Source organism: Nocardioides bruguierae, from assembly GCF_023554635.1.
GTDB lineage: Bacteria > Actinomycetota > Actinomycetes > Propionibacteriales > Nocardioidaceae > Nocardioides > Nocardioides bruguierae.
Genome location: NZ_JAMJPH010000037.1, coordinates 84878 through 98230, shown reverse-complemented (window position 1 = coordinate 98230; position 13353 = coordinate 84878). Strand labels below are relative to the sequence as shown.

At 72.5% G+C, this 13353-nt stretch carries 12 protein-coding genes; 10 read left to right on the top strand and 2 right to left on the bottom strand.

Features of this window, described 5'->3' with window-relative positions; genetic code table 11:
- Positions 1-172: 172 nt before the first annotated feature.
- The 7 genes from M8316_RS19535 to M8316_RS19505 all read left to right on the top strand — a co-directional run bounded on the left by M8316_RS19535 (position 173) and on the right by M8316_RS19505 (position 8867).
- Positions 173-616: a TraR/DksA family transcriptional regulator gene (locus tag M8316_RS19535; RefSeq protein WP_250057492.1), complete on the top strand. Its 444-nt coding sequence runs from the start codon at positions 173-175 to the stop codon at positions 614-616.
- Between the two features lie 11 nt (positions 617-627).
- A complete protein-coding gene (lspA, locus tag M8316_RS19530; protein WP_250057491.1) occupies positions 628-1233 on the top strand; it encodes a signal peptidase II in 606 nt (201 codons plus the stop codon).
- On the top strand, positions 1230-2168 hold the full coding sequence (locus tag M8316_RS19525; protein WP_250057489.1) for an RluA family pseudouridine synthase: 939 nt from the start codon (positions 1230-1232) through the stop codon (positions 2166-2168). The genes lspA and M8316_RS19525 overlap by 4 nt, the downstream gene beginning before the upstream one ends.
- A gap of 46 nt (positions 2169-2214) precedes the next feature.
- Positions 2215-2811, top strand: a complete 597-nt coding sequence (locus M8316_RS19520) for a GNAT family N-acetyltransferase (RefSeq protein ID WP_250057487.1) — start codon at positions 2215-2217, stop codon at positions 2809-2811.
- A gap of 152 nt (positions 2812-2963) precedes the next feature.
- Complete coding sequence (gene dnaE / locus M8316_RS19515) at positions 2964-6539, top strand: DNA polymerase III subunit alpha (protein WP_250057485.1); 3576 nt, start codon at positions 2964-2966, stop codon at positions 6537-6539.
- A complete protein-coding gene (locus M8316_RS19510) occupies positions 6524-7150 on the top strand; it encodes a hypothetical protein (RefSeq protein ID WP_250057483.1) in 627 nt (208 codons plus the stop codon). Before dnaE ends, M8316_RS19510 begins: the two co-directional genes overlap by 16 nt.
- A gap of 91 nt (positions 7151-7241) precedes the next feature.
- Positions 7242-8867 (top strand): DUF3352 domain-containing protein, encoded by a 1626-nt coding sequence (locus M8316_RS19505; RefSeq protein ID WP_250057474.1) that lies wholly within the window; start codon positions 7242-7244, stop codon positions 8865-8867.
- 15 nt (positions 8868-8882) lie between these two features.
- Here the strand turns inward: M8316_RS19505 and ybaK are convergent, their stop codons facing one another.
- On the bottom strand, positions 8883-9374 hold the full coding sequence (ybaK, locus tag M8316_RS19500) for a Cys-tRNA(Pro) deacylase (RefSeq protein ID WP_250057472.1): 492 nt from the start codon (positions 9372-9374) through the stop codon (positions 8883-8885).
- 46 nt (positions 9375-9420) lie between these two features.
- Positions 9421-10104, bottom strand: coding sequence for an LON peptidase substrate-binding domain-containing protein (locus M8316_RS19495; RefSeq protein ID WP_250057470.1), 684 nt, complete (start codon positions 10102-10104; stop codon positions 9421-9423).
- A 109-nt stretch (positions 10105-10213) separates the two neighbouring features.
- Between M8316_RS19495 and hisD the strand changes: the two genes are divergently transcribed.
- Genes hisD through hisB form a run of 3 tightly spaced genes read left to right on the top strand, consistent with a single transcriptional unit; the run spans position 10214 to position 13313 of the window.
- The gene (hisD, locus tag M8316_RS19490; protein WP_250057468.1) at positions 10214-11554 is read left to right on the top strand and encodes a histidinol dehydrogenase; all 1341 of its coding nucleotides are present in this window, start codon (positions 10214-10216) and stop codon (positions 11552-11554) included.
- A gap of 8 nt (positions 11555-11562) precedes the next feature.
- Complete coding sequence (locus tag M8316_RS19485) at positions 11563-12705, top strand: histidinol-phosphate transaminase (RefSeq protein ID WP_250057467.1); 1143 nt, start codon at positions 11563-11565, stop codon at positions 12703-12705.
- A complete protein-coding gene (hisB, locus tag M8316_RS19480; protein WP_250057465.1) occupies positions 12702-13313 on the top strand; it encodes an imidazoleglycerol-phosphate dehydratase HisB in 612 nt (203 codons plus the stop codon). Before M8316_RS19485 ends, hisB begins: the two co-directional genes overlap by 4 nt.
- Positions 13314-13353: the final 40 nt, after the last annotated feature.

The following is a 13353-nucleotide window of genomic DNA, read 5'->3' as shown; positions in this document are numbered from 1 at the left end:
GGGGGCCCGCCCCGGGCCCCGCCCGTCGGTCGTTCCACTCGCCTCGCTCGACCCTCCACTGACCGCGCGACCCGCCCGACCGGGGGACCGGCTGGTGGGCCCGCGGGCGGGTTCACTACACTTCCGCCGCACCGTCTCCGTCACCCGTCCTGGCACGTAAAGGCACCCGCGCATGTCGAGCACCCCCCCGAACCCGGTCCCGTCCGTCGAGGACGCTCCCGTCGACGCCCTCGTCGTCAAGGAGAACGAGGACGCCTGGACCGCCGAGGAGCTCCAGGAGGTCCTCGCCGAGCTCACCGAGCAGCGTGAGCACTCCTCCGTGATCATCACCGAGCACGAGACCGAGCTCTCCGGGCTCATGCGTGACTCCGGCGACGGCGCCGGCCCGGACCCCGCCGACCTCGGCGCGTCCACCTTTGAGCGCGACCACGAGATGAGCGTGCTCAACAACGAGCGCGACAAGCTCCTCCAGATCGACCGTGCCCTCGAGCGCATCGCCAAGGGCACCTACGGCCGCTGCGAGAACTGCGGCGAGCCGATCGGCAAGCTGCGTCTCATGGCCTTCCCGCGGGCGACCCTCTGCATGACCTGCAAGCAGCGGGAGGAGCGGCGCTGAGCGCCGTCCCCGTGAGCACCGACCCCGACCACGGCCCCGACCGCGTCGCGCACGCCGAGGCACCCCGGCCCTCCCGCACCCGGCTGCGGCTGCTCCTGGCCGCCGTCGCCGTGGTCGGCTTGGGCCTCGACCAGGTGACCAAGCAGTGGGCCACGCAGGCGCTCGCCGACGGCGACCGTGACCTGGTGGGCTCGCTGCTGCGGCTCAACCTGCTGTTCAACCCCGGCGCCGCGTTCAGCACGGGCACGCAGTTCACCGTCGTCCTGACCTGCCTGGCGATGGTCGCCTCGGTGGTCGTGGTCGTCGTGGCCCGGCGCGTGGGCCACGCCGGCTGGGCCGTGGCGCTCGGCCTGCTGCTCGCCGGCATCACCGGCAACCTGACCGACCGGATCTTCCGCGAGCCGGGGCCGCTGCGCGGCCACGTGGTCGACTTCCTGCAGCTGCCGCACTGGCCCGTGTTCAACGTGGCCGACATCTGCATCACCTCCGCGGCCGTCCTGATCGTGCTCCTGACCTTCCGGGGTGTCACCCTGGACGGCAGCCGCGTCACCGACGCGGACGAGAGCAAGGGCGAGAGCACGGGCGAGAGCACCGTCGACGGCGAGGAGGACGCGTGAGCGTCTCGGGCGAGGAACGCACCCTGCTGGTGCCCGACGGGCTGGCGGGGGAGCGGGTCGACGCCGCCATCGCGCGCATGTTCGGCCTCTCGCGCACCCGGGCGGCCGAGCTGGCCGCGGAGGGCCTGGTGCTGGTCGACGGCGTGGCCGTCTCCAAGAGCGAGCGGCTGCTGCCCGGCGCCCGGCTCGACATCACGATCCCGTCGGTGGCGGACCCGCTGACGGTGGTGCCGGAGGAGGTCGAGGGGATCTCGATCCTCCACGACGACCCGGCCATCGTGGTGATCGACAAGCCCGTCGGCGTCGCCGTGCACCCGTCGCCGGGCTGGAACGGGCCGACGGTCGTGGGCCACCTGGTGGCGGCCGGCTTCCGCATCGCCACCTCCGGTGCCGCCGAGCGGCAGGGCATCGTCCAGCGCCTCGACGTGGGCACCTCCGGCGTCATGGTCATCGCCAAGGGCGAGCACGCCTACTCGGTGCTCAAGCAGGCCTTCCGCGACCGCACGGTCGACAAGACCTACCACGCGCTGGTGCAGGGCCACCCCGACCCGCTCGAGGGCACGATCGACGCGCCCCTGGGCCGGCACCCGAAGTTCGACTACAAGTTCACGGTGCGCGTCGACGGGCGGCCCTCGGTCACCCACTACGAGACGCTCGAGGCCCACCGGTTCGCCTCGCTGCTGCAGATCCACCTCGAGACCGGGCGCACCCACCAGATCCGCGTCCACATGAGCGCCCTCAAGCACCCCTGCGTGGGCGACCTCACCTACGGCGCCGACCCGACGCTCGCGCGCCGCGTCGGGTTGGAGCGGCAGTGGCTGCACGCCGTGAAGCTCGGCTTCGAGCACCCCTCGACCGGCGAGTACGTCGAGTTCGAGAGCCCGTACCCGGACGACCTGGCCGCGGCGCTCGAGGTCGTCCGCGACTCGGTCTGAGCCGGTGAGCCCGGTGGGTCTCGGCGCCGGGGCCGGCGATCCTGCCGTGCGGCTGCGTCGCGGTACGCCGGCCGACGCCGTCGCTCTGGCGCAGGTGCACGTCACCGCGCGCCGGGCGGCGCCCATGCCCGACGGCGTGCACCCCGAGCACGAGGTGCGGGGCTGGCTGGCCGCGCGGCTGCGCGCCGACGAGGTCTGGGTGGCGCACGAGGGCACCCAGGTGCTCGGCTACGCCCGGCTCACCGACGGCTGGCTGGACGACCTCTACGTCCGCCCCGCGGCGCAGGGACGAGGCGTGGGCACCGCCCTGCTCGCGCAGGCGTTCCGCGCCCGTCCCGGCGGGTTCTGCCTGTGGGTCTTCGCCGCCAACGCCCCGGCACGCGCGTTCTACGCGGCGGCCGGCCTGGTCGAGCTGGAGCGCACCGACGGCGCCGACAACGAGGAGCGCGAGCCGGACGTGCGGATGGCCTGGCCGGGGGAGCAGCCGGAGGCGTTCTGGGCCCGGCTGCACGCCGAGCTGGCGGCCGACGTCCGGGCCGTGGGCGACGACCTGCGTGCCCGCGCGCGGGCGCTCGCCGTGGCCTCCGACACGCCCTTCGAGGCGTCCCTGCAGGTCACCGGCGAGCCCCGGGCCGAGGGCTGAGGGCACGACCCCGCGGGGCACCGGCACTGTCGGTGCGGGGTGCCACGGTGGGGTCCTGGCGTCACGTAGGCTGACCCCCTCCCGCGGGGATCCCGGCCGCCGTCGTGGCCCGGACCCTGCCCGCAGCACCCGTTGACGAACTCGCAGAAGGGATGCGCCCCGCTCCGATGGCGAACGGCTCCTCCGACTCCTTCGTGCACCTGCACGTCCACACCGAGTACTCGATGCTCGACGGTGCCGCCCGTCTGGGCGACCTGGCCAACCGGGCCGCCGAGCTCGAGATGCCCGCCATCGCGATGACCGACCACGGCAACGTGTTCGGCGCGTACGAGTTCTACAAGAAGGCCACCGCGGCCGGCGTGAAGCCGATCATCGGCATCGAGGCCTACTTCGCCCCGAACATCTCCCGGTTCGAGAAGAAGGGCGTGAACTTCTACGACGGCGGGTCGGACGACATCTCCAACCGCGGTGCGTACACGCACATGACGCTGCTCTCGGAGTCGACCGAGGGCATGCACAACCTGTTCCGGCTGTCCACCGGCGCCTGGCGCGACGGGTACTTCAAGCACCCGCGCATGGACCGCGAGATCCTCCAGCAGTACCGCAAGGGCGTCATCGGCACCACCGGCTGCCCGTCGGGCGAGATCCAGGTCCACCTGCGCTACGGCAACTACGAGGCCGCGCGCCAGGCGGCCGGCGACTTCCAGGACATCCTCGGCAAGGAGAACTACTTCCTGGAGCTGATGGACCACGGCCTCGACATCGAGAACCGGGTCCGTGCCGACCTGATCAAGCTCGGCCGCGACCTGAACATCCCCCTGCTGGCCACCAACGACTCCCACTACGTGCGCCGCGAGGACGCTCCCTCCCAGGAGCACCTGCTCTGCATCAACTCCGGCTCCACCATGGACATCCCGGCCGGCGACGGCCCGGGCCAGCGGTTCGCGTTCAACGGCGACGGCTACTACATCAAGTCCGCGGCCGAGATGCGCGCGCTGTGGGGCGACAAGTACGGCCTGCCCGAGGCCTGCGACAACACGCTGCTGATCGCCGAGCGCTGCGACGTGCAGTTCACCGAGGCCGTCGGCAAGTACATGCCCCGCTTCCCCTGCCCGCCCGGCGAGAACGAGGAGTCGTGGCTGGTCAAGGAGGTCGAGAGCGGCCTGCACGACCGCTACCCGGGCGGCATCCCGGACGAGGTGCGCAAGCAGGCCGAGTACGAGCTGGGCGTCATCATCCAGATGGGCTTCCCCGGCTACTTCCTCGTCGTCGCCGACTTCATCAACTGGGCCAAGGACAACGGCATCCGCGTCGGCCCGGGCCGTGGCTCGGGCGCAGGCTCGATGGTCGCCTACGCCATCAAGATCACCGACCTGGACCCGCTGCGCCACGGCCTGATCTTCGAGCGCTTCCTCAATCCCGACCGCGTCTCGATGCCCGACTTCGACGTCGACTTCGACGACCGTCGCCGCTCCGAGGTGATCCGGTACGTCACGGAGAAGTACGGCGACGACCGCGTCTCCTACATCGTCACCTACGGCACCATCAAGGCGAAGCAGGCCGTCAAGGACTCCAGCCGCATCCTCGGCTACCCGTTCGCCATGGGCGACCGGATCACCAAGGCCATGCCGCCCGCGGTGATGGGCAAGGACGTCCCGCTGCAGGACCTGTTCAACCCCGAGCACAAGCGCTACTCCGAGGGTGGCGAGTTCCGGGGCATCTACGAGCAGGACCACGACGTCAAGAAGGTCGTGGACACCGCCATCGGCATCGAGGGCCTGAAGCGTCAGTGGGGCGTGCACGCCGCCGGCGTCATCATGTCCAGCGAGCCGCTGGAGGACGTCATCCCGCTGCTCAAGCGGCCCGCCGACGGCGCGATGATCACGCAGTTCGACTACCCGACCTGCGAGAACCTCGGCCTGATCAAGATGGACTTCCTGGGCCTGAGGAACCTGACGATCCTCGACGACGCCGTGAAGAACATCAAGGCGAACCGCGGCGAGGACCTCGTCCTGGAGGACCTCGAGCTCGACGACCGGGCGGCCTACGAGCTGCTGGGCCGCGGCGACACCCTGGGCGTCTTCCAGCTCGACGGCGGCCCGATGCGCGGCCTGCTGCGCCTCATGCGCCCCGACAACTTCGAGGACATCTCCGCGGTGCTCGCGCTGTACCGCCCGGGCCCGATGGGCGTGGACTCCCACACGAACTACGCGCTGCGCAAGAACGGCAAGCAGGAGATCACCCCGATCCACCCCGAGCTGGCCGAGCCGCTCGAGGACATCCTGGACACCACCTACGGCCTGATCGTGTACCAGGAGCAGGTCATGGCGGTGGCGCAGAAGCTGGCGGGCTACTCGCTGGGCCAGGCGGACCTGCTGCGCCGCGCGATGGGCAAGAAGAAGAAGGAGATCCTCGACAAGGAGTTCGTGCCGTTCTCCGGCGGCATGAAGGCCAACGGCTACTCCGACGCGGCCATCAAGGCCCTGTGGGACGTCCTGGTGCCGTTCTCCGACTACGCGTTCAACAAGGCGCACACCGCCGCCTACGGTCTGGTCTCCTACTGGACGGCCTACCTCAAGGCGCACTACGCGCCCGAGTACATGGCCGCCCTGCTCACCAGCGTCGGCGACGACAAGGACAAGTCGGCGATCTACCTCAACGAGTGCCGCCGGATGAAGATCCAGGTGCTCCCGCCGGACGTCAACGAGTCGGCCAACAACTTCACCCCGGTCGGCAACGACATCCGCTTCGGTCTCGGCGCGATCCGCAACGTCGGGCACAACGTGGTCGACGGCATCGTCGCCGGGCGCGAGGAGAAGGGCCGCTACGAGGACTTCAACGACTTCCTCTCCAAGGTGCCCGCCCACGTGTGCAACAAGCGCGTGATGGACTCCCTGATCAAGGCCGGCGCGTTCGACGACATGAAGCACAAGCGTCGGGCCCTGGTCGCGGTGCACGAGACCGCGGTCGAGCAGTACGTCGACATCAAGCGCAACGAGGCCATCGGCCAGGACTCCCTGTTCGGTGGCCTGGACGACGACGCGGCCGGCGACTTCGGCACCACCGTGGCGATCCCGGACATCGACGAGTGGGAGAAGATGACCCTGCTCGGCCACGAGCGGGACATGCTCGGCCTCTACGTCTCCGACCACCCGCTGCTGGGCCTCGAGCACGTGCTGGCCAACGCCTCCGACGTCTCCATCGGCTCGCTGCTGCTGGACGAGTCGCGCTCGGACGGCTCGCCGATCCAGGTCTGCGGCCTGGTCACCCAGGTGCAGCGCAAGATCACCAAGCGCGGTGACGCCTGGGCCATGGTCACCATCGAGGACCTGGACGGCGCCATCGACGTCCTGCTCTTCCCCTCCTCCTACCAGCTGGCGGCGCCGCTGCTCATGGAGGACGCCGTGCTCACCGTGAAGGGCCGGCTGTCGCGGAGCAAGGACCAGCCGGAGATCCACGGCCAGGAGGTCAGCGCCCCCGACATCACCGACGGCCCGTCGGGCCCGGTGGTGATCCAGCTGCCGCAGACCCGGGTCAACCAGCACGTGGTGGCCGACCTCAAGGACGTCCTCTCCACGCACCGCGGGTCCTCCGAGGTCCACCTGCGGGTGCTGATGCGCGACAAGACGATCGTGATGCGGGTCGGTGACCTGCACCGGGTCACCCCGTCGCCGGCGCTCTTCGCCGACCTCAAGCAGCTGCTGGGGCCCGGGTGCCTGACCAGCTGACCTCGGACGCGGCGGACACGCCGCCCCCGGTCCCGTCCCCGGCCCCGGTGGGGGAGACGTCGCGCGGACGACGTCCGGCGCGCCGCTCCCTGACCGTCGCCGGCCTGGTCGTGCTGGTCCCCGCCCTCCTGGGCCCGCTGCTGGGCTGGCTGTGGGAGTCGGTGTGGACCCCGACGCAGGGCGTCGTCGTGCAGGGCACCTGGTACGTGGTCGACAGCGACCTCACCTACGACCTCGACGGCCTGCGCAACCAGTTCTCCGGGCCCGCGCTGTACGCCGTGATCACCCTGGCGGCCGGGCTGCTCGTCGGCGTCGTCGCCGGGCTCCTGGCCCGACGTGACGAGGTGCTGACGCTGGTCGCGGTGCTCGTGGGCTCGACCCTCTGCGGGCTGCTCGCCTGGCAGACGGGCACCCGGCTGGGCCCCGCCGACCCGCAGGTGCTCGCCGCCTCCGCCGACGACGGCACGCGGCTGCCCGACCACCTGACGATCGGCTCCTGGGCCGTCCTCACCTGCGCGCCCCTGGCCGCGGCCATCGCCCTGGTGGTCGTGTTCGGACTGTTACCTCGGACTTCACGGCGACGCCCGCAGGGAACCCCCGACGCCGGATAGCCTGCTGCCACCCCCGGACGGACCACCCGGGGGACGCAGCGCCGCGGCGGGGCTCTCGCCCGCCCGCCGGCACCCGACCCGAGGACCCGCCGTGACCGAGCAGCACCCCGACCACCCCGCCGAGCAGAGCCCCGAGCAGGCCGGGCAGCACCCCGAGTACCTGGAGTCCGACGCCGGTCGGCCCGCCGACAAGGAGCCCCGTGCCCGTCGCGGGCTCGCGATCGGCGGTGGCCTGGCTGCCCTCGTGCTGGTCGGCGGCGGTGCCGCGGCCGCCTGGTGGTGGACCTCCGACGGCGGGGAGGCGGCCGAGGCGCTGCCCGGCGACGCCCTCGTCTACGTCGGCATGACCCTGGACCCCAGCGGCAGCCAGAAGGTCGAGGCCGTCCGCACCCTGCAGAAGTTCCCCGACCTCGCCGCCGAGCTGGGCATGGACGGCGACGCGGGCGAGGTGGACCCGAAGGCGGCGATCGTCGAGGCGATCATCGCCGAGGCCGGCTGCGAGGACACGCTCTCCTACGCCGACGACGTGGAGCCCTGGCTGGGCGACCGTGCCGGTGTGGTCCTGCGCGGGGAGCTCTCCGAGGACACCGTGCCGCTCCTGGCCGTGGAGGTCACCGACGAGAGCCTCGTGGACGCCGGCCTGGAGGCGCTCGCCACCTGCGACGGCGGCGAGGAGCCCGACGACCTCGGTGCGTACGAGGTGCGGGACGGCTGGCTGTACGCCACCGAGACCCAGGAGGGCCTCGACGACGCCTTCGCGGCCCTCGACGAGGGGAGCCTGGCCGACGACGCCGACTACGCCGAGCTCAGCGGCCTGGCCGGGGACACCGGCATCGTCTCCGCCTACGTCGCGCCGGCGCTGGGCTCCGCGCTCGGCGACCTGATCGCCTCGCAGTCCGGCCTCGACGAGATGGGCGACTCGGCCCAGCTCGCCGAGGGCCTCGCGCAGATGGAGGGCTTCGGGGGCGCGGTGGCCCAGGTGCGGTTCGAGGACGGCGCCCTGGAGGTCGAGGCAGGCGGCATGGCCTCCGACGAGGCCGCCGCCGTCACCGACGTCACGGCCGGCGGCGACATGGTGTCGTCCCTGCCGGCCGAGACCGACGCGGTGCTCGCCGCCGGCCTGGCCGACGGCGCGATCGAGGCCCAGGTGGAGGCGCTCTCGAGCTCCCTGGGCACCACCCCCGACGAGATCGACGCCGAGCTGCAGTCCTCGTTCAACCTCACGCTGGACCAGCTCTCGGCCGCCGTGGGCGACGGCATCGGCATCGCGCTCGGCTCCGGGCTGGACCTCAACAGCGCGATGGCCTCCACGTCCCTGGACGCCCTGCCCGTCGCGGTCCTCGTGGGTGGGACGCCCGATGACGTCGCCCCCGTGGTGGACACCCTCAACATCCTGGCCGGCTACGCGCTGGGTTCCGGCGAGATCACCGTCGAGGAGACCCCCTCGGGCTCGGCACTGGTCACCGGCAACGCCTACGGCGACGCCGTGGCCTCCGGTGGCGACCTGGCCTCCGACCCGGTGTTCAGCCGCGCCGTCCCGGACGCCGACGGCGCCGGCTCGGTCTTCTTCCTCCGGATGGCCGGCTCGGACCTGTTCGCCGACATCGCCGAGCAGAGCGGCACGACCGGCCTGGACGCGCTGGAGGCCGTCGGCGCCTCGGTGAGCGGCGGGGACGGCGAGTTCAGCATGCGGCTGCGGATCACCACCACCGACTGACGACGGCGGAGCGGTCTAGCGGCCGATCTCCGCCAGCACCGCACCGGTGACGGTGACGAGGTCGTCGGGGGCCAGACCCAGGTCGAACCCCCGACGACCGCCCGAGACGTAGACGACGTCGTGCAGCACGGCGGTCTCGTCGACCACGGTGCGGTGCCGCTTCTTCTGGCCCACCGGCGAGATCCCACCGACCACGTACCCGGTCGCGCGCTCGGCGTCGGCGGGCCTGGCCATCACGGCCTTGCTGCCACCGAGCGCGCGGGCCAGGGCCTTGAGGTCCAGCTGCCCGGTCACCGGCACCACGCCGACGACGAGCTCACCGTCGAGGTCGGCGAAGAGCGTCTTGAACACCGAGTCCGGGTCCAGGCCGAGCGCCTCGGCGGCCTCCAGCCCGTAGGACGCGGCCCGCGGGTCGTGCTCGTAGGGGTGGGTGGTGAACGCCACGCCGGCGTCGGTCAGCGCGACGGTGGCGGGCGTCCCGCCGGCTGCCTGCTTCTTCCTGGCCACGCACCGATCCTGCCGCGTCCGCCGCGGCACCGGTGCGCGGGGCCCGTCAGTTGGGCGACCAGCGGGTGCGCGCCACCTCGGTGGCGGGCAGCGAGGGGATGACGTTCATCGCCCGCAGCTCCTCGCGCAGCAGGTCGACGACGTGGCCGAGCCGCTGCGCCGGGTCGTCGGTCTCGAGCAGCTCCTGCCGGTCCGGCAGGGGGAGCGGTGCGCCGGCAGCCAGCGCCCAGGACAGCCACGACGGGTCCTGCGGCAGCCGGCCCTCCCACGGGTCGGCCTGGAGCTCGGCCAGGGCGACGCGGTAGGCGGTGAACGTGGAGCGGGCCTGCTGGAGCAGCTCCTCGCCGACGCCACCGTCGGGTCCGCCGTCCAGCTCGGGCCGTGCCAGCACGGCGCCCAGGGGGAACTTGCCCTCGGGGTGCGGGGCCAGGCGTTCCAGGTCGAACCGGTCGACGCCGACGGCCACGATCCCGAAGGTGCCGTCGGGTCGCTCGGTGGCCTCCGTCAGCCGCAGCCGCACGCCCACCCGGAACAGGGACTGGGCGCCGTGGTCGCCCACCTCGTAGCCCTCGCGGATCGCCACCGTCCCGAACATCCGCTCGGCGGGGTCCTCGATCTCCAGCAGGTGCCGGACGAGGGCGCGGTAGCGGTCCTCGAACACGTTGAGCGGCACCGTCAGCCCGGGGAAGGTGACCGTGTTCAGGGGGAACATGGGCAGCGAGGGGTCCACGCCGTCACCGTAGCCGTCACGACGCGTCCGTCCGGGTGGGGCGCGCGGGGCGTACCACCGGGTGGCCAGGACTCGGGGCGCACCGGGTCCGGCGCCTAGAATCGGGGCCATGATCACCCGGACCGACCTGCGTAGCGCCGCCACCGGTCGCGCGCCGGAGGAGCCGTTCGACTACCGGACCGCCCTTCCGCGCGCCGACTTCGACGTCGAGGCAGCCGTGCCGGCCACCCATCGCATCCTGGCGGACGTCCAGGAGCGGGGGATCGAGGCGATCCTCGAGATGAGCGCCAAGTTCGACGGCGTCACCCTGGACGACGTCCGCGTGCCCGCCGAGGCGATCCAGCGCGCCCTCGACGAGCTCGACCCGGCCCTGCGTGCCGGCCTGGAGGAGTCCATCCGCCGGCTCCGCGCCACCAGCACCAACGAGCTGGAGACCGACGCGCGCACCGAGCTCGGCCCGGGCGCCGTCGTCACCCACCGCAAGGTCCCCATGGGCCGCGTGGGCCTCTACGTGCCCGGTGGCCTGGCGCCGCTCATCTCCAGCGTGCTGATGAACACGGTGCCCGCCCAGGTCGCCGGCGTCGGCTCCATCGCCCTGGCCAGCCCCCCGCAGAAGGAGTTCGGCGGGCTGCCGCACCCCAGCATCCTGGCCGCCTGCGCCCTGCTGGGCGTCGAGGAGGTCTACGCCGTCGGCGGCGCCCAGGCGATCGGCATGTTCGCCTACGGCGCCGGCCCCTGCGCCCCGGTCGACCTCATCACCGGCCCCGGCAACATCTGGGTCGTCACCGCCAAGCGCCTGGTCAAGGGCTCGGTCGGCATCGACTCCGAGGCCGGCCCCACCGAGATCGCGATCCTGGCCGACGAGACCGCCGACCCGGCGTTCGTCGCCGCCGACCTCATCAGCCAGGCCGAGCACGACCCGCTGGCGGCGTCCGTGCTGGTGACCCCCAGCGAGACGCTGGCCGCCGAGGTCGAGGCCGAGCTGGACAAGCAGGTCGGCGCGACCAAGCACGTCGAGCGCATCCGCACGAGCCTGAGCGGCAAGCAGTCCGCGATCGTCCTGGTCGACGACCTCGAGCAGGGCCTGAAGGTGGTCGACGCCTACGCCGCCGAGCACCTGGAGATCCAGACGGTCGACGCGGACGCCTGGGCCGCCCGCGTCCGCAACGCCGGCGCGATCTTCGTCGGCGCCCACGCGCCCGTGAGCCTCGGCGACTACTGCGCCGGGTCGAACCACGTGCTGCCCACCGCCGGCTGCGCCTGCCACTCCTCGGGGCTGTCGGTGCGCGCCTTCACCAAGTCGGTGCACGTCATCACCTACGACCGCACCGGACTGGCCGAGGTCGCCGACCACGTGACCACGATGGCCGAGGCGGAGGACCTGCCCGGTCACGCCCAGGCCGTCCGCGTGCGCTTCGCCGCCGACGCCGGCTCCGAGAACCAGGGCTGAGGCGCGCCGTGGACTTCCCGCCGATCCGTGAGGAGCTGCGCGGGCTGGAGCCCTACGGGGCTCCCCAGCTCGACGTGCCCGTGCAGCTGAACACCAACGAGAACCCGTACGGGCCCAGCGAGGCCTGCGCGGACGACATCGCTGCGTCGGTCCGCGAGGCGGCGCTGAGCCTGAACCGCTACCCCGACCGCGAGCACGTCGCCCTGCGCGAGGCACTCGCGGCCTACCTGTCGCGCGACACCGTCGCAGCCGGGTTCTCGGTCACGCCCGAGCAGGTATGGGCGGCCAACGGCTCCAACGAGGTCATGCTGCAGCTGCTGCAGGCCTTCGGTGGCCCCGGCCGGACGGCCTGCTCGTTCGCCCCGACGTACTCGATGTACCCCGAGTACGCCCGGGACACGCTGACCCGGTGGGTCACCGGCCACCGCGCCGAGGACTTCTCCCTCGACGTGGACGCCGCGCGCGAGCTGATCGAGGCCGAGCAGCCGAGCGTCGTCCTGCTGCCCAGCCCGAACAACCCCACCGGCACGGCCCTGCCGCCCGAGGCCATCGAGGTGCTGTGCAAGGCCACCGGCGCCTACGGCGGCCTGCTCGTCGTGGACGAGGCCTACACCGAGTTCCGCCGCGAGGGCACCCCGTCGGCCCTGGAGCTGCTGCCCACGCACCGCAACCTCGTGGTCTCCCGCACGATGAGCAAGGCGTTCGCGCTGGCCGGCGGTCGTCTCGGCTACCTGGCGGCCGACCCGGCGATCCTGGACGCCATCCGCGTCGTCCGGCTGCCCTACCACCTCTCGTCGGTGACGCAGGCGGCCGCGCTGGCCGCGCTGCGTCACGCCCCCGAGCTGCTCGGCAAGGTCGACGACCTGCGCCGCGAGCGCGACGACGTCGTCACCTGGCTGCGTGCCCAGGGCCTCGAGGTCGCCGACAGCGACGCGAACTTCGTGCTCTACGGCCGCTTCGAGGACCGGCACGCCCACTGGGAGGCGCTGCTCGCCCACGGCGTGCTCGTGCGCGAGGTCGGCCCCGCCGGCTGGCTGCGCGTCTCCATCGGCACGCCCGAGGAGATGGCCGCGTTCCGCGACGCCACCACCGCCGTGCTGGCGACGCCGGCCGGCACCCTGATGGACCCCGCTACCGAGGAGGACGCATGACCGCCCGCACCGCCCGCGTCGAGCGCACCACGAGCGAGTCGAAGGTCGTCGTCGAGGTCAACCTCGACGGCACCGGCAAGCACGACATCTCCACCGGCGTCGGCTTCTACGACCACATGCTCACCGCGCTCGCGCGGCACTCGCTGATCGACCTCACCGTCATCAGCGAGGGCGACACCTGGATCGACGCCCACCACACCACCGAGGACACGGCGATCTGCCTCGGGCAGGCGCTGCGCGAGGCCCTGGGGGACAAGAAGGGCATCCGCCGCTTCGGTGACGCCACCGTCCCGCTGGACGAGGCCCTCGTGCACGCCACGGTCGACGTCTCCGGCCGCCCCTACTGCGTGCACACCGGTGAGCCCGAGGGCCAGCAGTACGTGCAGCTCGGCGGCTCCGGCGTCTCCTACCTGGGCTCCCTGACCCAGCACGTCTTCGAGTCGATCGCGTTCCACGGCCACTTCTGCCTGCACGTGCGCGTGCTGGCCGGCCGCGAGCCGCACCACATCGTCGAGACCCAGTTCAAGGCCCTGGCCCGCGCGCTGCGCGACGCCGTGGCCCTCGACCCGCGCGAGACCGGCGTGCCCTCGACCAAGGGCGCGCTCTGAGCGCGGTCGCCACCGCCGGAGCGGGCCTCGACCCGGCGGT

What these genes read in the sequence shown, in the direction of transcription:
- M8316_RS19535 (WP_250057492.1), top strand. Translation starts at nt 173, where the DNA reads ATGTCGAGCACCCCCCCGAACCCGGTCCCGTCCGTCGAGGACGCTCCC.
- dnaE (WP_250057485.1), top strand. Translation starts at nt 2,964, where the DNA reads ATGCGCCCCGCTCCGATGGCGAACGGCTCCTCCGACTCCTTCGTGCAC.
- hisD (WP_250057468.1), top strand. Translation starts at nt 10,214, where the DNA reads ATGATCACCCGGACCGACCTGCGTAGCGCCGCCACCGGTCGCGCGCCG.
- hisB (WP_250057465.1), top strand. Translation starts at nt 12,702, where the DNA reads ATGACCGCCCGCACCGCCCGCGTCGAGCGCACCACGAGCGAGTCGAAG.